This is a genomic window from Streptococcus sp. 27098_8_148, from assembly GCF_041432105.1.
GTDB classification, from domain to species: Bacteria; Bacillota; Bacilli; order Lactobacillales; family Streptococcaceae; genus Streptococcus; species Streptococcus parasanguinis_AE.
On sequence record NZ_JAPVYY010000005.1, the window covers coordinates 181,692 to 201,939 of the forward strand.

At 42.5% G+C, this 20,248-nt stretch carries 18 protein-coding genes and 1 pseudogene; 17 read left to right on the forward strand and 2 right to left on the reverse strand.

Annotated features, from left to right (window positions below):
• Window positions 1-6: 6 nt before the first annotated feature.
• The 15 genes from O3646_RS06145 (at window position 7) to greA (ending at window position 17,721) form a co-directional block, all read left to right on the forward strand.
• Window positions 7-705 carry a response regulator transcription factor gene (locus O3646_RS06145; protein ID WP_371610683.1) on the forward strand — a complete coding sequence of 233 codons (699 nt, stop codon included), beginning with the start codon at window positions 7-9 and terminating at the stop codon, window positions 703-705.
• Window positions 706-940: 235 nt separating this feature from the next.
• Window positions 941-3,133 (forward strand): PTS transporter subunit IIBC, encoded by a 2,193-nt coding sequence (locus tag O3646_RS06150; protein ID WP_037608409.1) that lies wholly within the window; start codon window positions 941-943, stop codon window positions 3,131-3,133.
• Between the two features lie 85 nt (window positions 3,134-3,218).
• Entirely contained in the window at window positions 3,219-4,031 is an 813-nt protein-coding gene (locus O3646_RS06155; protein ID WP_371610684.1) for an endonuclease/exonuclease/phosphatase family protein, read from the forward strand.
• Between the two features lie 164 nt (window positions 4,032-4,195).
• Window positions 4,196-4,669: a transcriptional regulator NrdR gene (gene nrdR, locus O3646_RS06160; protein WP_003005476.1), complete on the forward strand. Its 474-nt coding sequence runs from the start codon at window positions 4,196-4,198 to the stop codon at window positions 4,667-4,669.
• A complete protein-coding gene (locus O3646_RS06165) occupies window positions 4,670-5,848 on the forward strand; it encodes a DNA helicase (RefSeq protein ID WP_371610685.1) in 1,179 nt (392 codons plus the stop codon).
• Window positions 5,849-6,748: a primosomal protein DnaI gene (dnaI, locus tag O3646_RS06170; RefSeq protein WP_371610686.1), complete on the forward strand. Its 900-nt coding sequence runs from the start codon at window positions 5,849-5,851 to the stop codon at window positions 6,746-6,748. It abuts the gene before it with no gap.
• Complete coding sequence (locus O3646_RS06175; protein WP_371610687.1) at window positions 6,745-7,458, forward strand: nitroreductase family protein; 714 nt, start codon at window positions 6,745-6,747, stop codon at window positions 7,456-7,458. Before dnaI ends, O3646_RS06175 begins: the two co-directional genes overlap by 4 nt.
• Window positions 7,459-7,515: 57 nt before the next feature.
• Entirely contained in the window at window positions 7,516-8,826 is a 1,311-nt protein-coding gene (gene der, locus O3646_RS06180) for a ribosome biogenesis GTPase Der (protein WP_031575509.1), read from the forward strand.
• Window positions 8,827-9,423: 597 nt separating this feature from the next.
• A complete protein-coding gene (locus tag O3646_RS06185) occupies window positions 9,424-12,522 on the forward strand; it encodes a DEAD/DEAH box helicase (protein ID WP_070675102.1) in 3,099 nt (1,032 codons plus the stop codon).
• Between the two features lie 55 nt (window positions 12,523-12,577).
• Complete coding sequence (locus tag O3646_RS06190; protein WP_003017389.1) at window positions 12,578-13,228, forward strand: hypothetical protein; 651 nt, start codon at window positions 12,578-12,580, stop codon at window positions 13,226-13,228.
• A gap of 9 nt (window positions 13,229-13,237) precedes the next feature.
• Complete coding sequence (murC, locus tag O3646_RS06195; RefSeq protein ID WP_024054775.1) at window positions 13,238-14,572, forward strand: UDP-N-acetylmuramate--L-alanine ligase; 1,335 nt, start codon at window positions 13,238-13,240, stop codon at window positions 14,570-14,572.
• 81 nt (window positions 14,573-14,653) lie between these two features.
• Window positions 14,654-15,070 (forward strand): GNAT family N-acetyltransferase, encoded by a 417-nt coding sequence (locus O3646_RS06200; protein ID WP_201088017.1) that lies wholly within the window; start codon window positions 14,654-14,656, stop codon window positions 15,068-15,070.
• A gap of 12 nt (window positions 15,071-15,082) precedes the next feature.
• Complete coding sequence (locus O3646_RS06205) at window positions 15,083-15,592, forward strand: GNAT family N-acetyltransferase (RefSeq protein ID WP_176745539.1); 510 nt, start codon at window positions 15,083-15,085, stop codon at window positions 15,590-15,592.
• Window positions 15,593-15,663: 71 nt separating this feature from the next.
• Complete coding sequence (gene mltG / locus O3646_RS06210; RefSeq protein WP_371610688.1) at window positions 15,664-17,181, forward strand: endolytic transglycosylase MltG; 1,518 nt, start codon at window positions 15,664-15,666, stop codon at window positions 17,179-17,181.
• Between the two features lie 57 nt (window positions 17,182-17,238).
• Window positions 17,239-17,721, forward strand: coding sequence for a transcription elongation factor GreA (gene greA, locus O3646_RS06215; RefSeq protein ID WP_003005389.1), 483 nt, complete (start codon window positions 17,239-17,241; stop codon window positions 17,719-17,721).
• Window positions 17,722-17,875: 154 nt separating this feature from the next.
• On the opposite strand, the gene yidC is transcribed toward greA, so the two are convergent.
• Together yidC and O3646_RS06225 are read right to left on the reverse strand one after the other, a co-directional pair.
• Window positions 17,876-18,793, reverse strand: coding sequence for a membrane protein insertase YidC (gene yidC, locus O3646_RS06220; RefSeq protein WP_003008377.1), 918 nt, complete (start codon window positions 18,791-18,793; stop codon window positions 17,876-17,878).
• A gap of 77 nt (window positions 18,794-18,870) precedes the next feature.
• Window positions 18,871-19,149: an acylphosphatase gene (locus tag O3646_RS06225; protein ID WP_023918900.1), complete on the reverse strand. Its 279-nt coding sequence runs from the start codon at window positions 19,147-19,149 to the stop codon at window positions 18,871-18,873.
• Between the two features lie 73 nt (window positions 19,150-19,222).
• Between O3646_RS06225 and O3646_RS06230 the strand changes: the two genes are divergently transcribed.
• The gene (locus O3646_RS06230; RefSeq protein WP_070595552.1) at window positions 19,223-19,969 is read left to right on the forward strand and encodes an RNA methyltransferase; all 747 of its coding nucleotides are present in this window, start codon (window positions 19,223-19,225) and stop codon (window positions 19,967-19,969) included.
• A gap of 82 nt (window positions 19,970-20,051) precedes the next feature.
• Window positions 20,052-20,248: pseudogene (locus O3646_RS06235) on the forward strand (HAD family hydrolase); the annotation flags it as partial.

The following is a 20,248-nucleotide window of genomic DNA, read 5'->3' on the forward strand; positions in this document are numbered from 1 at the left end:
TGCTCTATGGTCAAACGAGTTCTACTAGTAGAAAATGAGAAGCAAATTGCTCGCTTCATTGATTTGGAACTTCAAAAAGAAGGGTACCAAGTTGATGTAGTAGAGGATGGAAAAGCGGGTCTGGCCTTGATTGCTGCGACCAAATATGATCTGATCTTGTTTAATTACGATCTGTCAGATATGTCTGGTGAAACATTCGCAGAGGAAATCCGTCAGATTCGCCCAGCTTCTGTTTTGATTGTGTTGGATAGCCGCGAAAAAATTGCTGAGCACAAAGAGAGTATTCAGCGCTTTGCCGTTTCCTATATGGTCAAACCCTTTATTATCAGCGATTTGGTAGATAAGATCACAGCCATTTTTAGAGGACGTGATTATATTGACCAACATTGTAGCCAGATGAAAATCCCAACGTCATACCGCAATTTGCGCATTGATGTGGAACACCATACCGTCTATCGTGGGAAAGACATGATTAGTTTGACCCGCAGAGAATACGACCTCTTGGCGACCCTGATGGGAAGCAAAGGAGTGGTGACACGAGATCAGTTATTGGAGAGTGTCTGGAAGTACGAGAGTACAGGTGAGACTAATATTGTTGACGTCTATATCCGGTATCTTCGTGGGAAAATTGATCTACCAGGTCAAAAAAGCTATATTAAGACCGTTCGTGGGATTGGCTATGCCATGCAAGACGCATTAGAATAAGACATTCGAACCCTTAGAGGGTTCGAATATTTTTATACTTCAAGGGAAACGTTTGCGTCGAAAAGGAATGAGTTTTAAAAAGAATTTGGCTTAAAAAAGATAAAAAAAGATAAAATTTAGAGAAAAAAATGAATGTAAAGCTTTACAAATTTTTAAAATGTGGTATACTAGAAACAAATTAAGCGCAAACGTTTTCTCAAAACAAAAGCCTTAAACAATATAAGGAGGTTGAATGATGAATAAAGGATCATTCAAAAGTTTATTTAGCTTTGAATTCTGGCAGAAGTTTGGTAAGGCCTTGATGGTCGTTATCGCTGTCATGCCAGCTGCTGGGTTGATGATTTCAATCGGGAAATCAATCCCTATGATCAACCCGAATTTATCTCCACTTGTTATTACAGGTGGGATTCTCGAACAAATCGGTTGGGGGGTTATCGGTAACCTTCACATCCTCTTTGCCCTTGCTATCGGTGGTAGCTGGGCCAAAGAGCGTGCTGGGGGTGCCTTTGCTGCTGGTCTCTCTTTCATCTTGATTAACCGTATTACCGGTGCAGTTTTTGGAGTGACATCTGCAATGTTGGCTGATAAGGATGCTACCGTTCATACGATCTTAGGTGGATCAATTAAAGTTGCAGACTACTTCATTAGTGTCCTTGAAGCACCGGCACTTAATATGGGGGTGTTTGTAGGGATTATCTCAGGTTTTGTTGGAGCAACTGCTTTCAATAAATACTATAACTACCGTAAACTTCCAGAAGCCCTTTCTTTCTTTAACGGGAAGCGCTTTGTCCCATTCGTTGTTATCGTTCGTTCAGCTCTTACAGCCTTGGTTTTGGCAGCCTTGTGGCCAGTGGTTCAATCAGGAATTAATGGATTCGGTGTCTGGATCGCCAACTCACAATCAACAGCTCCAGTATTGGCACCATTCTTGTTTGGTACCTTGGAACGTCTTCTCTTGCCGTTTGGTCTTCACCACATGTTGACCATTCCAATCAACTATACTCAATTGGGTGGTAGCTACCAAGTTCTTACAGGTGCTGCCAAAGGAACAACTGTATTTGGACAAGATCCACTTTGGTTAGCTTGGGTAACAGACCTTGTTAACTTGAAGAAGGCAGATCCTAGCCAATACCAACACTTGCTTCATGCGTACACACCAGCTCGTTTCAAAGTTGGTCAAATGATTGGATCATTTGGTATCTTGATGGGGGTTGTAGTTGCTATCTATCGCAATGTGGACCCAGATAAGAAAGAAAAATACAAAGGGATGCTTTTTGCAACTGCCCTTGCTACATTCTTGACAGGTGTTACTGAACCAATTGAATACATGTTCATGTTCATTGCAACACCTTTATACCTAATCTATGCCTTTGTTCAAGGAGCTGCCTTTGCAATGGCTGACTTAGTTCACCTTCGTGTCCACTCATTCGGTTCAATCGAGTTTTTGACACGTACCCCAATGGCCATCAACGCTGGTTTGGCATTAGATATCTTTAACTTTGTATGGGTAACAGTCCTCTTTGCCTTTATCATGTACTTCATTGCTAACTTCATGATTAAGAAATTCAATTATGCAACTCCAGGACGTAACGGTAACTATGAACAAAATGATGATGCCCCTGCGGGAGATGGTGCAGCAGCAGGTGCTGCTACAAGCTCAGCAAGCTCACAAGTCATTAACATCATCAACCTTCTTGGTGGACGTGCCAATATCGTAGACGTTGACGCATGTATGACTCGTCTTCGTGTAACCGTTAAGGACGCTGAAAAAGTCGGAACAGAAGAACAATGGAAAGCTGAAGGTGCTATGGGTCTTGTCATGAAAGGACAAGGTGTCCAAGCGATCTACGGACCTAAAGCTGACGTGTTGAAATCTGATATCCAAGACGTTCTTGATTCAGGTGAAGTCATTCCTGAAACACTTCCTAGCCAAATGACGGCAGTTCAAAAAGCTGAAGCAACCTTTAAAGGGGTAACTGATGAAGTGCACTCTGTTGCAGATGGTGAAGTGATTAACATCGAAGATGTGAAAGATCCTGTATTCTCACAAAAAATGATGGGAGACGGATTTGCAGTTGAGCCTGAAAATGGCCACATCGTTTCACCAGTTGCTGGTAAAGTTACTAGTGTCTTCCCAACCAAACATGCCCTTGGTTTGGTAACTGATAATGGTTTGGAAGTCTTGGTTCACATCGGTCTAGATACTGTTAGTCTTGAAGGAAAACCATTTGAGGTTAAAGTTTCTGAAGGTCAAACAGTGGCTGCTGGAGACCTCTTGGTGGAAGCAGACCTTGATGCAATCCGTGCAGCTGGTCGTGAAACTTCAACAATTGTTGTCTTCACAAATGCAGATGCGATTAAATCCGTTAAGGTCGAACATACTGGTAAATTGGCAGCAAATGCGCCAGTTGCAACAGTAGAATTATAAGAGACGTCGGCAAAGAAAATGAGGTTGGGGCAGTGCACCCGGCCTCTTGCCGTTTCTTGATTTGGAGAGAAGGAGAAATCAGGGGATGAAATTTTTAACATTAAATTCCCATAGTTGGATGGAAGAGAATGCTCAGCAAAAATTTGAAACCCTCAAGGAACAAATTTTAGAAGCGCAATATGATGTGATCTGTTTCCAAGAGGTCAATCAAGAAATGGCCTCAGAAACAGTCGAAACAGATGAGTATTATCAAGCTTTGCCATCATCTGTAGCGATTCACAAGGATCACTTTGTTCGCGTATTGGTAGAAGAGTTAGCTGCTCATGGACTCCACTATTATTGGACTTGGGCCTACAACCATATTGGCTATGATCACCTCAATGAGGGTGTGGCCGTTCTTTCGCGTCAACCCTTGAAGGCGGATGAGATTTTGGTATCCAATATGGATGATCCAACGGACTACCATACTCGTCGAGTAGCCGTTGCCCATACAAGTGTAGATGGCAAAGAGATTGCTGTTGCCAGCGTCCATCTTTCTTGGTGGGACAAAGGTTTCCAATTTGAGTGGCCACGCATTGAGAACTACTTCAGCCAAGTAGGCAAACCTTTTATTCTAGCTGGTGATTTCAATAATCCTGCTGGTCAAGAAGGGTATGAAACGATTCTATCCAGTTCGCTAAAACTTCAAGATAGTTTTATCGAAGCCAAAGAAACAAAGGGGACTTATACTGTAGGTCCTGGAATCGATGGCTGGACGGATAATCAAGTTCCATTGCGAATCGATTACGTCTTTGCAAGTCCAGAATGGGACATCCAGCGTCTACATGTCATTTTTGATGATCAAAACAAAGCCCATGTCAGTGATCACTATGGCTTAGAAGCTGAATTATCACTTTAATATAAATGGAGAGTCGAAAGGAAAACGATTTTATTCAATCGTCCTTCGACTCTTTTTTATGGATCAATGAGGGGCAAGCATAGGGGATTCTCCTGTTCTTCTGCTTTCTTTACGATTCAATTTATGGTAAAATGAAGTGTTAAAACAGTTTAAGGAGGTAGCAAATGCGTTGTCCAAAATGTGGTGGAAGTAAGTCTAGTGTGGTGGATAGTCGACAAGCTGAAGATGGGAACACCATCCGTCGTCGCAGGGAATGCGAAGAGTGCCATTATCGCTTTACTACCTACGAGCGAGTGGAAGAGCGGACCCTAGTGGTTGTCAAAAAGGATGGGACACGCGAGCAATTTTCTCGTGATAAAATCTTTAATGGTATTATCCGCTCAGCTCAAAAACGGCCTGTTTCTAGTGACGAAATCGAAGAAATTGTAAACCGGATTGAACAAAAGGTTCGCAGCCAAAGTGATAATGAAATCAACAGTGAGTATATTGGTTCATTGGTCATGGATGAGTTAGCAGATCTAGATGAGATCACCTATGTCCGTTTTGCTAGTGTTTACCGGAGTTTCAAGGATGTCGGTGAGTTAGAGACCCTCTTGAAACAAATTACGAAGGGAACCAAGAAGAAAAAGGAAAAATAGATGAAGCCCAATACGCCTTTCGCATTTTTAAAAAATAATCTTCTTCCACCGGCAGGGGCTGCATTGGAGCAGTATTACCTGCCTATTTTGGAGACGGAAACAGTAGCAGTTTATCGTTATCTGCTGGCCTCTTATGATCAGGGTGAAAAACAATATATACTTGCTCAAATCCTCAATCACTTGAATATAGGATTTCCACAGTTGCTACTCGCCTTTGATCGCTTAATTGCCATGGGGTTGATGGATCTCTATGAGGAAGAAGTTGGGATCACCATTCAGTTACATGCTCCTCTTGAGGCAGGAGAATTTTTTTCGAATGCTGTTTTCAAACGCTTGCTTGTAAAAAAGATTGGGGAAAAGGCCGTGGAAGATCTGCTCCCAGTACGCTCTTTAGGGACTAGACGGCAAGTTTCCTTCTCGCAAGTCTTTGGAATAGATGCTGGGGAGACGACCGTTCTTCCAAGTAAGAAACAGCAGTTCGATATGGAGATGTTTAAGCGAATGATGGGGCGTGATGGACTTCGTTTTGCGGATGAAGGAGAAGCAACCTTAGCCCTCTTTGCCATCGCAGAAGAACAACAATGGACCTGGTATGAAACTTATCTTTTAGCGAAAGAAACAGCTGTAGACCGGATTGTCTCTCCAAAGAGAATGAAGCAAAAGTTGGCTCAGGCGAGCCAAGAGCAACCACGCATGTCCTATAGCCGTCAGGAAGAAACCATTCTGAGGGAAGCTAAGGCAAAATCCAGCCTACAATTTCTAGCAGAGATTAAGAAGGCGCGCAATGCGACCATTACGCAGAGCGAACGCAAGACATTATCCAAGTTAGCTGATCTAGGCTTACTAGACGAGGTGATCAATATTATCTTGTTGTTGACCTTTAACAAGACCCAGTCTGCTAATCTCAATGAAAAGTATGCTTTGAAGGTGGGAAATGATTTTTCTTATCAAGGGGTCAACAGTGCAGAACTAGCGATTTTAAAAGTTCGAGAACGCCAGGAACAAGCTAAAGCTCAAGGAAACAAGGGGACGAGTCCTACATCAGCCAAGGGCAAGAACAGCAATGTTCCCAAGTGGAGCCAACCAAACTATCAAAATCAAACCAGTCAAGCAGAAAAGGTGGATCTTGCTAAAGAGAAACAACGCCTATTAGAAAAACTGAATCAAGGAGGTGAGTAGATGGAAAGTGTAGGTCAAACCATGTCTCACATGAACCGTGCGCGTCAATTTAACTATGAGGATTTGGTCGCACAGATCTTGGCAGACCAAGAAGTGGCTGCCTTTATCAAGGACCAGTCTTTGTCTGAACAAGAAATTCGACGGAGTATTTCAAAATTTAATCAATACATTAGTGAACGCAACCGTTTCTTATTGGGAGATCCGGATTATATTGCCAAAGGTTATAAGCCCATCCTCACCATGAATGAAGGCTATGCGGATGTCGCTTATGAGGAAACACCAGAGTTAATCGAAGCCCAAAAACGAGCTGAGATCAACCAACGTCTCAACTTGATAAATCTCCCTTCAACCTTGAAAGAGGCGAGTCTAGCCAAGGTAGAGCTCGATGATAAGGGACGATTTGAGGCCTTTGAAGAATTAGCCAATTTTGTAGCCAACTATCCGGAATATCAAAAGGGGATCTACCTCTATGGTGATTTTGGAGTAGGAAAGAGCTACATGATGGCAGCCTTGGCTCATGATTTATCCGAAAAACGTCAGGCCTCTACTACCCTACTTCATTTCCCAAGTTTTGCTATCGATGTAAAAAATGCCATCAGTTCAGGCTTGGTCAAAGAAACCGTCGATCAGGTGAAAAAAGCCGAAATTTTAATTCTCGATGATATCGGTGCGGAACAGATGTCAGCCTGGGTGCGAGATGAAATCTTACAGGTGATTTTGCAGCACCGAATGCAGGAAAATCTCCCAACCTTCTTTACTTCTAACTTTAATTTTGAAGAGTTGGAACGTCATTTTGCGGCTTCGCGCAATGGAGATGAAACCTGGCAGGCCAAACGGGTCATGGAGCGCGTGAAATTTTTAGCCAAGGAAATCCATCTGGAAGGAGTCAATCGCCGATGAATGAAACCATCCGTTTAATGAAATCTCATTTTTCTGTTCGCCGTTTTAAGGAAGAAGCCATCAAAGAAGCTGACCTCCAGGAAATTTTATCAGCTGGGCAGATGGCATCAAGTTGGAAAAACTTTCAGTCTTATTCTGTGATTGTGGTCAAAAGCAAGGAAAAGAAAGAAGCTCTTTACGACTTGCTTCCTCAAGAAGCGATTCACCAATCAGCCGTCTTTCTCCTCTTTGTTGGGGATTTAAACCGTGCTGAAAAAGCTGTCAAACTTCATGAGCAGGATTTTCATCCTGAAGGGGTGGACAACTTACTGATCACCTCAGTGGATGCGGCTCTAGCAGCTCAAAATACACTATTGGCAGCTGAAAGTCTCGGCTATGGTGGAGTGATGATCGGCATGTTGCGCTACTGTTCAGAAGAAGTCGCAGAACTATTCCGTCTGCCAGACTATACCTATCCTGTTTTTGGGATTGCTCTCGGAGTACCTAATCAGCAGCATGCAGTGAAACCACGTTTGCCATTGGAACAGGTTGCTTTTGAAGAAGAATACCAAGAACAAGACCTATCAGTTGTGACTGCCTATGACAAGGTTCAGGCAGATTACGCTGGAGCGCGTGCAACCGATAGCTGGAGCGAGCGCCTTGCAGCTCAATTTGGTCAACCTGAACAAGAAGAGACCAAAAAACTACTAGAAAAACACAAACTATTATGAAATGAAGAGAGGCGTTCTTGAACCGAAGTCTCGCCTTTCATTAGAAAAGAGGAAATCATGGCCCTACCAACTATTGCGATTGTAGGCCGTCCCAATGTCGGAAAATCGACACTCTTTAACCGGATTGCCGGTGAGCGGATTTCCATCGTTGAGGATGTAGAAGGAGTCACTCGTGACCGCATTTATGCAACAGCTGAGTGGTTGAATCGAAAATTTAGTATCATTGATACGGGGGGAATTGATGACGTAGATGCCCCATTTATGGAGCAAATCAAGCATCAGGCAGAAATTGCCATGGACGAAGCAGATGTGATCGTCTTTGTTGTTTCTGGAAAAGAAGGGATCACGGATGCGGATGAATATGTCACTCGTATCTTGTATAAGACCCATAAACCGGTGATTCTAGCGGTCAACAAGGTGGATAACCCAGAGATGCGCAATGATATCTATGACTTTTATGCCTTGGGACTGGGTGAGCCACTACCGGTATCCTCTGTCCACGGGATCGGAACTGGGGATGTGCTCGATGCCATCATCGAAAATCTTCCGAATGACACAGAAGAAGAAAATCCAGATATCATCAAATTTAGCTTGATTGGTCGCCCAAATGTTGGGAAATCAAGCTTGATCAATGCGATCCTTGGAGAAGACCGGGTCATCGCAAGCCCTGTTGCTGGAACTACACGGGATGCCATCGATACCCATTTTACTGATGCAGATGGCCAAGAATTTACCATGATCGATACAGCCGGTATGCGCAAATCTGGTAAAATCTATGAAAACACTGAGAAATATTCTGTCATGCGTGCCATGCGTGCCATCGACCGTTCAGATGTGGTTTTGATGGTCATTAATGCCGAAGAAGGGATTCGGGAGTACGACAAGCGGATCGCTGGCTTTGCTCATGAGGCTGGTAAAGGTATGATCATTGTTGTCAATAAATGGGATACTATTGAAAAAGACAACCATACCATGAAGCAGTGGGAAGATGACATTCGCGATCAATTCCAATACCTTTCTTATGCGCCGATTGTCTTTGTTTCTGCCCTAACTAAACAACGCTTGCACAAGTTACCAGAGATGATTAAACAGATCAGTGAGAGTCAAAATACGCGGATTCCTTCAGCTGTCTTGAACGATGTGATTATGGATGCCATTGCCATTAATCCAACGCCGACCGACAAAGGAAAACGCCTCAAGATCTTCTATGCGACACAAGTGGCAACCAAGCCGCCAACTTTTGTGGTCTTTGTTAACGAAGAAGAACTGATGCACTTCTCATACCTCCGTTTCTTGGAGAACCAAATTCGCAAGGCCTTTGTTTTTGAAGGAACTCCAATCCATTTGATTGCGCGAAAACGGAAGTAGGGAATACGAGACAAATGGATCAAAGTGGAGAAGGATATTTCAAATGATAAAATGCTCATTCTTCCAACTATGAAAACAACTAAAAGTAGCGCATAAGCGTTGCTTTTTTTAATAAGCTGGTAAAATGAAGTGGAGGATAGTCAGATGCGTAGTATCATAGTCCGGATATGCTTTATTCCTTAGCTTTTTTTAAGGTTGAGAAGAGTAAACTCATGAAGATCATGAGAGCTTTAGGTTTGTGTACTTATTATTTAAAATCTATCTGTATCTCTTGTTTCTCGGTTCGATCGTAAGCTTGGAGCTCTTGATCCTATTGTTGGGGATTTATTAAAAAATAGGTCGTATTTTTTGTGGGCTATCGGGATCTTTCTCCTCTCTATTTAGCTATTCTGTCTATTGTTCGCTCAGACGGTTAAAAGAGAAAAATCATGGATAGCTGATTGAGGTAACTCTATTACGAAATCAGGTGAAAAGCTGGGACAAGACTGTCTCAGTTTTTTTCTAAAAGTAAGTTAAAATCCTTTTAATAGTAAAATTATCTTTTCTAATTTTATCTTAAATATGGTATAATAAAGGGATTAATCTAAGGTGGTAAACATGGCAAAATTAATTCCTGGGAAGGTTCGTTCACAAGGGAGCCTTCTCTATGAAGCTGGGAAAGTTTCCCTTCAGGAAGTAAATGAAAAATACCTGTATTTTCGGGTGGAAGAAGAAAGCTTGCGGTACAGTTTGGACGACGATGCCGTTTTTTGTAGCTGTGCTTTCTTTCAAAAGAAAAAATTCTGTACGCATCTGGCAGCTGTGGAAGCTTTTTTGAAGAATGATGACAGTGGGAAAGCAGCTCTTGCAAGTCTTGAAGAAGATGCCACGGCGACTGAAGAAACGCAGGAGAAGGTCTCTTTTGGAAGTTTGTTTTTAGACCAGGTCCTTCCAAAAATCGAAAAGAAAGCAACACGCTATGTCTTATCAGCAGTCGGGCAGGAGGATGAATACTCTGGTCAATTCTTATGGACCCTTCGCATTCGTCGCTTGCCAGACGAGCGTTCTTATGTGATCAGAGATGTACTAGCTTTTTTGCAGACCCTTCAGAAAGAAGGCCACTTTGCAATTGGCAAAAGTTACTATGAACCCATTTCTTATTTAGAATTTGATGGGCCTAGTCAGGATGTGATCAATTTCCTACAAGGCTTGGTCACAGATAGTGGCTCGAAAGAGCAAGATTTCTTTCCCAATGCTGGGCGCCATCTTTATTTTCCACCGACTCTCTTTGAAGAAGCTGTAGAATTACTGATGAATTTGGATTCCTTCCTCTTGCAATACAGCTTGTATGATTTTTCTGAAGTCTATTTTCAGGATGTCCATGGGGAGGAAGATCTCTTTCACTTTCAGGTGGAAGACCATGGTGATTTTTACGAATTGATCATTACTGAGCCACAAGTGAAGGTTGTCGAGTCTGCTGTTTACCTGTTTCGAAATGGTGTCTTCTATCACCTGACGCCCCAACAGCGAACCCTATGGAAGGCCATCCAAGATCTTCCAATGGATCAGGATCGCAAAAAACGACTGCATTTTGATCCAACGGATCAAACAAAGCTTTCCTATAGTTTAAAAGAGTTCAAAAAACTGGGACAAATAACAGCCCCGACCAGCTTTTTAATCCACGATTTCACTCCGGAATTTCATTTTGATCTAGCACAGGATCAGACTGTATTACTGGATGTTGTCTTTCAATACCAGGATCGTGTGGTGACCACGCGTGAGGAACTTCTCAATCTTCCTTATTCTAGTGATTTCGATAAGGAGCAAGAAGTCTTTTCAACCATGCTAGCAGCAGGTTTTACGGATGATTTTTCTTCCCAAAGAAGTCCTTTATCAAGTGAGCAAATCTATCCATTCTTTCACCAACAGATCCCGACTTTTGAAGCCTTAGGAGAGGTTACCCTCTCTGATAGCCTTTTAGATCTTTATCAAGTGGAGCGTCCAAAAATTGATGTTAAAACCAATGGCAGTCTACTGGAGATCGGTTTTGACTTTGAAAGTGTGGATCCAGCCGAAGTGGACCAGGTCCTCAAAGCTCTAGTAGGGCAAAAAGACTATTTTGTCAGCCATACAGGGAAAGTTCTTGTCTTTGATGAAGAAACCAAGAAGATCAGTCGAGCCTTAGCAGATCTGCGGGCGAAAATGAGCAAGGGTGGGAAACTACAAGCCCGCCGGATTGCCGCTTATCAGCTATCTGATTTGTTGGCAGATCAAGACAATGTTCATTTTTCAGAAGACTTTCGAAATTTAGCTCATGATTTGACTCATCCAGAAGACTTCCAACTCCCTCAGATGACAATCCAAGCGACCCTAAGGGATTACCAAGAAACAGGGGTTAAATGGTTCTCCATGTTAAATCATTATGGTTTTGGTGGTATTTTAGCGGATGATATGGGGCTTGGGAAAACCCTGCAGACTATTTCCTTCTTGACCAGTGTCGCAAAAAAAGAAACTAAAATCTTGATTCTAGCTCCATCTAGTCTCATCTACAATTGGAAACAAGAATTTTCAAAATTCGCTCCTCAGATGGAAGTGGCAGTCGTCTATGGTCTCAAGCAGCACCGAGATGAACTCATCGCAACCAATCCACAGGTAGTTATCACTAGTTACGCGTCTTTTCGTCAAGATGTGGAGGAATACCAGAAGAATCAGTATGAGTACTTGATTCTAGATGAAGCCCAGGTCATGAAAAATGCCCAAACCAAGATTGCCCAACACTTACGTGGCTTTGAGGTTCCGCATGTGTTTGCCCTATCTGGGACACCGATTGAAAATCATGTGGGTGAACTCTGGTCCATTTTCCAAATTGTCCTTCCAGGGCTCTTCCCAGCTAAAAGAGAATTTCAAAAATTGAGTCCTGAGACCATTGCACGATTTGTCAAACCTTTTGTCATGAGACGGAAAAAAGATGAAGTGCTCCAAGAATTACCGGACTTGATTGAAACAACCTACCACAATGAGTTGGATGAAAGCCAAAAAACGATCTATTTGGCTCAATTAAAACAAATTCAAGATCGGGTTCGAAGCTCTAGCGAGGAAGAACTAAATCGGAGTAAGGTGGAAATTCTCTCGGGTCTCATGCGCCTTCGCCAAATCTGTGATACCCCCGCCCTCTTTATGGAAGACTATCAGGGAGATAGTGGGAAATTGGAGAGCCTTCGAGATCTTTTGGGTCAAATCAAGGATGGCGAACACCGGGTTTTGATCTTCTCTCAATTTAGAGGCATGCTGGATATCCTAGAGCAGGAGATTGACCAGCTTGGCATGACCTCCTTTAAAATCACAGGTTCTACTCCCGCTAAAGATCGACAAGAAATGACCAATGCTTTTAATGCAGGTGAGCGCCATGCTTTTCTCATTTCTCTGAAGGCTGGAGGGGTTGGATTGAACCTCACTGGTGCCGATACGGTCATCTTAGTCGATTTGTGGTGGAATCCTGCAGTGGAAGACCAGGCTATTGGACGTGCCCATCGAATGGGACAGGAACAAAATGTTGAAGTTTACCGCATGATTACTCGTGGTACGATCGAAGAAAAAATCCAAGAACTACAAGCTTCCAAAAGACACTTGGTCTCAACGATTTTAGACGGAACGGAAACACGATCTAGTTTATCGGTTGAGGAAATTCGTGAGATTCTTGGAATTCAGTCAGAATAGCTTGAAAAATTCTGTGAATAGTTTATAATTAATGGAGTGTCGAAAGGAAGAAAGCATGACAGAAAAATATTTTCCTCAAGTAGGGGATAATGAGTTGATGTTAACAGAGATGCCCCACATGAACCTGTATGATGAAACAGACTTGATTAGTAACATTACAGGCGACTATGTGGATAAAAATTATTTGGAATGGCAACCGATTGCTGAAAATACCAAACCTAAGCATCCTTACCACCAACCATTAGAAGAGCCCCTACCGAAAAGACGGCCAGTAAGAAAACCTGATTTTAAAGAGCCGATTGATAAAAAAAGCCCAGCCAATCGTTATGCAGAGGAAGCGAGAGAGCGCGCTCGTGAAGATCTGAAAAAGAAACGCACAGCTCCCTATCTGACAACGGATCCAGCAGCTACTACAAGTAAACGGAAAAAACCATTTATTTCTGAACGAAAACCTGGTCAGCCAACGGCTCCCTTCCAAAAGGAAAATCCGGGTGAATTATTGAAATATAGCAAACGATTACGACAAGATCAGTTGATCCTTGCAGAGTTCGAATCTGCAGGAGAACCAGAAGTGGCAGAACCGACTGAAAAGAAAAACAATTATGATTTCTTAAAGACTAGCCAAATATACAATAAAGATCAGCACAAGTTGAAACCACAGCCAATCAAACAAGAATTGGATTTAACCCATCTAGATCAAGAATAAGGAGAAAACATGTCTAATACATACCATTTTATTGGAATTAAAGGAGCAGGGATGAGTGCTTTAGCCCTCATGCTTCACCAAATGGGACATACGGTTCAAGGGTCAGATGTTGAGAAGTATTACTTTACGCAACGTGGCTTGGAACAAGTAGGAATTCAAATTTATCCATTTGATGTGAAAAATTTGGAAGGCGACAAGATCCTCATTGCCGGGAATGCTTTCCGTCCAGATAACAATGTGGAAATTGCTTATGCAGATGAGCATGGCCTAACTTATAAACGCTACCATGAATTCCTTGGTGAATTTATGCGTGACTTTGTCAGTATGGGGGTTGCCGGAGCACACGGGAAAACCTCAACAACAGGGATGCTTTCTCACGTCTTATCAAATATCACTGATACCAGTTATTTGATTGGTGACGGGACAGGTCGTGGCTCTGCAGCAGCCAAATACTTTGTCTTTGAATCAGATGAGTATGAACGCCACTTTATGCCTTACCATCCTGAATACAGCATCATTACCAATATTGACTTCGACCATCCAGACTATTTCACGAGCTTGGAAGATGTCTTTAATGCCTTTAATGATTATGCCAAACAAATCAGTAAAGGCCTCTTCATCTACGGAGAAGACAAAGAATTGCGTCGGATTACCTCATCAGCACCAATTTATTACTATGGTTTTGATAAGGAGACGAACGATTTTGTGGCAAGCAACCTGCTTCGTTCAACGACTGGTTCAACCTTCAACGTTCATTTCCGTGGAGAAGACTTGGGGCAATTCCATATCCCAACATTTGGTCGTCACAACATCATGAATGCCACAGCTGTCATTGGCTTGCTTTACATTGCAGGATTTGACTTAGATTTAGTCCGCGAGCATTTGAAGACCTTTGCTGGCGTGAAACGTCGCTTCACTGAAAAAGTAGTCAATGGAACAGTGATCATCGATGACTTTGCGCATCATCCAACGGAAATTATTGCAACCTTGGATGCGGCCCGTCAAAAATACCCAAGCAAAGAGATTGTGGCCATTTTCCAACCACATACCTTTACACGGACCATTGCCTTGTTAGATGAATTTGCAGAAGCGTTGAATCAAGCAGATGCTGTTTACTTGGCACAGATCTATGGCTCTGCGCGTGAAGTTGATCACGGCGATGTGAAAGTTGAAGATTTGGAAGCAAAAATTGTCAAACGCTCAGCGATTATTACAGCTGAGAATGTTTCTCCTCTTCTTGACCATGATAATGCAGTCTATGTCTTTATGGGAGCAGGAGATATTCAAACCTATGAATACTCATTTGAGCGTTTATTATCTAGTTTGACACATAGTGTACAATAAGAGATGATTGAGTCTGGAATCGATTGGTTCCAGACTCAAATTTATCTGTCCACTGAAGGAGTATGAGATGAGGAATGCAGGATGATGATTCGATCAATCACCCCAGCTGATCAAGAACAGCTGGGCTTGCTAGAAGAAGAACTTCATGACAATGAAGGAAAGGAGCACAGGGCCACTCTTGAGGAAGCGCTAGGTTCGAAGGAAGCCATTTCTTTGCTTGCAGAGCAGGCGGGGGATGCTGTGGCTTACTTGTTGGCGACAGAAGACCAGCCTTTAAAAAGAGACCTAATTGTATTGCGACTAGCAGTGAGACCAGCCTTTCAAGGTCAAGGCTATGGTTCTATTTTGATCGCTGCTTTAAAGGATCTAGCTGTTCAAAAGGAAAAGGAAGCCATTTGGATCGATTGCCCAGAAGACTTACTATCTTATTTTTCCCAGCAAGGATTTCGAGATGAAGCTGAGTCTGATCGAGGTGTCCATATGGTTTGGGAACGATAGAAGGAGTAAATGATGAAAGAAAAGATTCACATTAGACAGGCAGAGCTGCAGGATTTGGATGCCATCGAGCGCATTGAGCTTGAAAATTTCTCAGAAGAAGAAGCGATTGCGCGTGAGATTTTAAAAGATCACATCGAAAAGATTCAAACGACATTTCTTGTAGCAGAGTGCCAGGGTCAGATTTTAGGCTATTTAGAAGGACCTGTTAGACCGGAGCGCTATTTGATCGATTCCTCTTTTTCAGAGGTTGAAGATCTAAGTCAGTTAGAACAGGGCTTTATTTCCATTACGAGTCTATCCATTGCTAAAGAAGCTCAAGGACTTGGAGTGGGAACCCTTTTGCTTGAAGCGATGAAAGAGATTGCGTTGAAAGATAATCGCCAAGGGATCAATTTGACCTGTCATGATTATTTGATTCCTTATTATGAAAAGCAAGGATTTACCAATGAAGGCCGGTCAGAATCCCAATATGCGGGTGAAGTTTGGTACAATCTGGTCTGGGAAAATGAAAAACTTGATTAAATAGGTATTTTAAAGAAGAAAGGCGATTTGTATTGCTTTTCTAAATCTTTTAAGATATAATATTAAGGATTATGATGAGGGAGGTCAATTATTTGACTGATAAATCACAAGACAGTGAGAAGTTATTAAGCTTCAAAGAGCAGATCCTCAGAGACTTAGAAGAGGCCAATGAGCAACTTCTAAAAATCGAAAAAGAGTATGATCTACCTGATCGAAGTATTGAAACCCCTTCTTCACTGAAAGAGGAGGAAGAAGCAACACTACCTCCAAAAGTAGAAGAATCTGCGTTGGCTCCCAAAGAAGAACCAGTGGAGCCAGAAAAGGCGACTCCTGCTGTGGAAGAAAAGAGTGAGCTTCCAAAGCCTGCTCCAAAAGAACCAAGTCAGGAACCGGTAGAGGAAAGCTTATCGCGCTCTTCTCGTAACCAGCGCCAACAAAAACAAAAGAAACAAAATAAAATCGCTAAACGAATTGTGCGGACAGTGGTCAGCCTTTTGCTGATTGTGATCGTGGCTACAGGGATCTTTGCTGTGACCTATATCCATTCAGCTGTCAAGCCGATGGATAAAAATGCAACAGAATTCGTAACGGTTGAGATTCCAGCAGGTTCAAGTAATCGTGAGATTGGCGCGATCCTTGAGAAAAAAGGACTCGTGAAAAATGGTCAGTTCTTTAACTACTATACCAAGTTCAAGAACTATAGCAATTTCAAATCTGGTTATTTCAATTTGCAAAAGAGCATGGATCTAGAAACCATCATCCAAAAACTGCAAGAAGAGGGAACCAAAACTCCTCAGGCTCCAGTTCTTGGAAAGGTCACGATTCCAGAAGGTTATACGATCGATCAGATTGCGACGGCTATCACCACCAATGTCTCCACTAAGAAGGCAGGCAAGACTCCATTTAAGAAAGAAGATTTCTTGAAGGCTGTCCAAGACGATGCCTTTATTGAGAAGATGGTGGCCAAATATCCTAAGCTCTTGGCGAATCTGCCAAGTAAGGATTCTGGTGTTCGCTACCGTTTAGAAGGTTATCTCTTCCCAGCAACTTATAACTATGGGAAAGATACCACAGTGAAAGAGATGATCGATCAGATGCTTGCGGCAATGGATCAAAACTTAAGCCCATACTATGAAACACTTGAGAGCAAGAACATCAATGTAAACGAAGTATTGACTCTTGCTTCCTTGGTTGAAAAAGAAGGGGCGACGGATCAGGACCGCAAAGATATCGCGAGTGTCTTCTATAACCGCTTGAACCAAGACATGCCTTTGCAAAGTAATATTGCAATTCTTTATGCAGAAGGGAAACTTGGTCAAAAGACGACCTTAAAAGAAGATGCAACGATCAATACAGAGCTGGATTCACCTTATAATATTTATAAGAATACCGGCTTGATGCCTGGCCCAGTGGATAACCCTGGAGTATCAGCGATCGAAGCGGTGGTGAACCCAAGTAAGACCGATTACTTGTATTTTGTCGCAAATGTCGAAAATGGTGAAGTTTTCTTCGCTAAGACATACGAAGAACACAATAAAAATGTTGAAGAACACGTCAATAGTAAATTGACACAAGCAAGTTCAAACTAGAAAAAGCATGTGGCGCGTCCACAGCTTTTTCATTCAAATAATAGAAAGAGAAGAATAATGGCAGAAAAAACATACCCAATGACCCTAGCAGAAAAAGAAAAATTGGAACAAGAATTAGAAGAATTGAAATTGGTCCGTCGACCTGAAGTGGTGGAACGGATTAAGATCGCTCGTTCATATGGTGACCTCTCAGAAAACTCTGAGTATGAAGCGGCAAAAGATGAACAAGCTTTTGTTGAAGGTCAAATCTCTAGCTTGGAAACAAAAATCCGTTATGCAGAAATCGTCGATAGTGACGCTGTTGCAGTAGACGAAGTAGCGATCGGAAAAACCGTTACAGTTCAAGAAGTTGGCGAAACAGATGAAGAAGTATACAGCATCGTTGGTTCAGCAGGGGCAGATGCCTTTGCAGGAAAGATTTCTAACGAAAGCCCAATCGGTCACGCTTTGATTGGTAAGAAGACAGGTGACGTTGTCACTGTTGAGACACCAGCTGGAAGCTACCAAGTGAAAATTTTGAACGTAGAAAAAACAGCGTAACTATAAAACGCAAGCCCTCCAAGAGGGCTTGTTTTTTTGTGCTCTTAATCTTTTTGTGAGAGTGAAAATTCTTTGCTGACTGAACGATATCAAAAAAAGCACTTGAACCTTGGGTTCAAGTGCTACTGTATACCGCTAGAATTAGTAGTTTGTACTACTTTCTATTGCGTTGTTTTCCTGCATTGCGGTTGTTTTTTGGTTTGTGTTGGATTTGTGTCGTTGCAGTAGGTGTGACATCTTTTTTCACGCGGTGACTAGTCGCTTTAGGAGGATTGTTTTTGTATTCCTCAGCGACTCGTTTGCGAAGATTTGGACGAATCAAGTAGTTGATGACAAATTGTTGGATAATTTGGATCACCCCACCGACTACCCAGTAAAGAGTTACTCCGGCTGAGGAGATCAATGAGAAGACACCGATCATAATCGGACTCATCAGTGATGCTTTGCGCATGCTTTCCTTTTGGGTTTCATCTTCAATTCCATGAAGAGAAAGCATACTTTGGATATAGTAAAGAACTGCTACGATCGCTGTCAAGAGCAAGCTTGGTTTGCCGAGAGCAATGCCAAGGAAGCTACTATCTGCTACCCCTTTGGTGTGCTGAGCTGCAAAGAAGAGAGCTGAGAAGAATGGCATTTGGATCAAGAGTGGCAAACACCCAACTCCACCAAACATGCTAACTCCATTTTCACGTTGAGCAGCCATTAATTCCTGTTGCGCCAATAGCTTTTCTTCTTGTGTGCTAGCGTTCTTCATGCGCTCTTGGATTGGCCCAAGGATAGGTTTTAAGTAGTTCATCTTTTCAGATTGGTAGGTTGCCTTCCATGATTGGTACAAACCAAGTGGCAAGATGATTAACCGTACGATCAAGGTGACGATAATAATCCCGATCCCAAAGCCTAAGCCAAGGTTGTTGGCAAAGAATTTGATGGCTTCGCCCATTGGACGGCCAAGAAGATTCCAGATCAATCCAGTCGGATTTCCAGTTTTCCGATCGACACTCACGCATCCTGATAAGAAGACAAGCGAAGCTAGTCCCATCGATGCAAGTAATGCAAGTTTATTTTTTTTCACAAATAGTTCCTTCTTTTTTTTAATGTTACCTTTCTATTCTACTGTTTTTTTTGAAAATACACAATAGTTCTCTAGTCTTAATTTGCAATTTTGAAGTCTGTATAGTTTTCAAAGTTTGCGAGCGTAACATCTAAATAAGTCACATGCGCAAAAGGCGTAGGACCTTTGCGAATTTCTTGGATGAATTTGGCCATTTGGCTACTAGACTCTGCCTGTGCCAGAATGCCAACTGTTCCGTCGTCATTATTCCAGACACGGCCAGTGATCCCACCGATCTCTAAAGCAAGACTGTACACTCCCCAGCGAAAGCCAACCCCTTGAACCCGTCCTTGGGCAATCATTTTTACCTTTTGCATGTACGACCTCCTTGACTCGAAGAAATCTATCTGAGGCATGATTTCTTCTTTTTCTTTGTGCTATAATAGTTCTATGAATATTATAACGTCTAAATCCAATAATGTAATCAAAAATGCTAAAAAATTACATCAAAAAAAATACCGGACAGATTCTTATCTCATTGAAGGCTGGCATCTGTTTGAAGAGGCAGTAGAAAATCAAGCGAAGATTCAACAGGTCTTTGTTTTAGAAGCCTATTTAGACCGGGTAGAGAACATCCAAAAAGTCACCGTCGTGACCCCGGAGATCTTAAGTCTCTTGGCAGATTCGAAGACTCCGCAAGGGATTGTCGCAGAGATCGCTCTGGAGCAACCAGTCCTTCCAGATCAGTTACAAGGTCGCTACCTTTATTTAGAGGATGTACAGGATCCCGGCAATGTAGGGACTATGATTCGAACAGCAGATGCAGCAGGTTTTGATGGCGTCATGCTTTCGAAAGCCTCCGCAGATCTATACAGTCTCAAGACCCTTCGATCCATGCAGGGCAGTCATTTCCATATTCCTATCTGGAAACTGGATCGAGAAGAACTATTGGAACGAGCTGCGCAATCTCATCTAGCAGTTCTCGCAACGACGCTTTCAGAAGCTTCCATTGACTACCGTCAGCTTCCTCAGACCGATCAGTTTATTCTGGTTATGGGGAATGAAGGAAATGGCATCAGCCAGGAAATGGCGGCACAAGCAGACCAGCTGGTTCATATTCCTATGCCAGGTCGGGCCGAGAGTTTGAATGTTGCAGTGGCAGCAGGAATTTTGATGTTTTCTTTAAGGAAATTTTGAGAAAAAGAAGTATACTTAACCTGTAAGAAGAAGTTGATGGAGATCTTATTGGGAGAGCTTATCAACGAAAGGTGGTTATCTTATGCAATATCATCGTGACAAAGAATACATGACCTATGTAGGCCATCTGATCCAGCATCCTAAGGTTCAAAAATTAGCTGACATTCCCCACCATATTCATTCCAATCGTTTGGAGCATTCCATTCATGTTAGCTATACCAGTTATAAACTGGCTAAAAAATTTGGTTGGGATGCTAAAAGTACGGCTCGGGGTGGCCT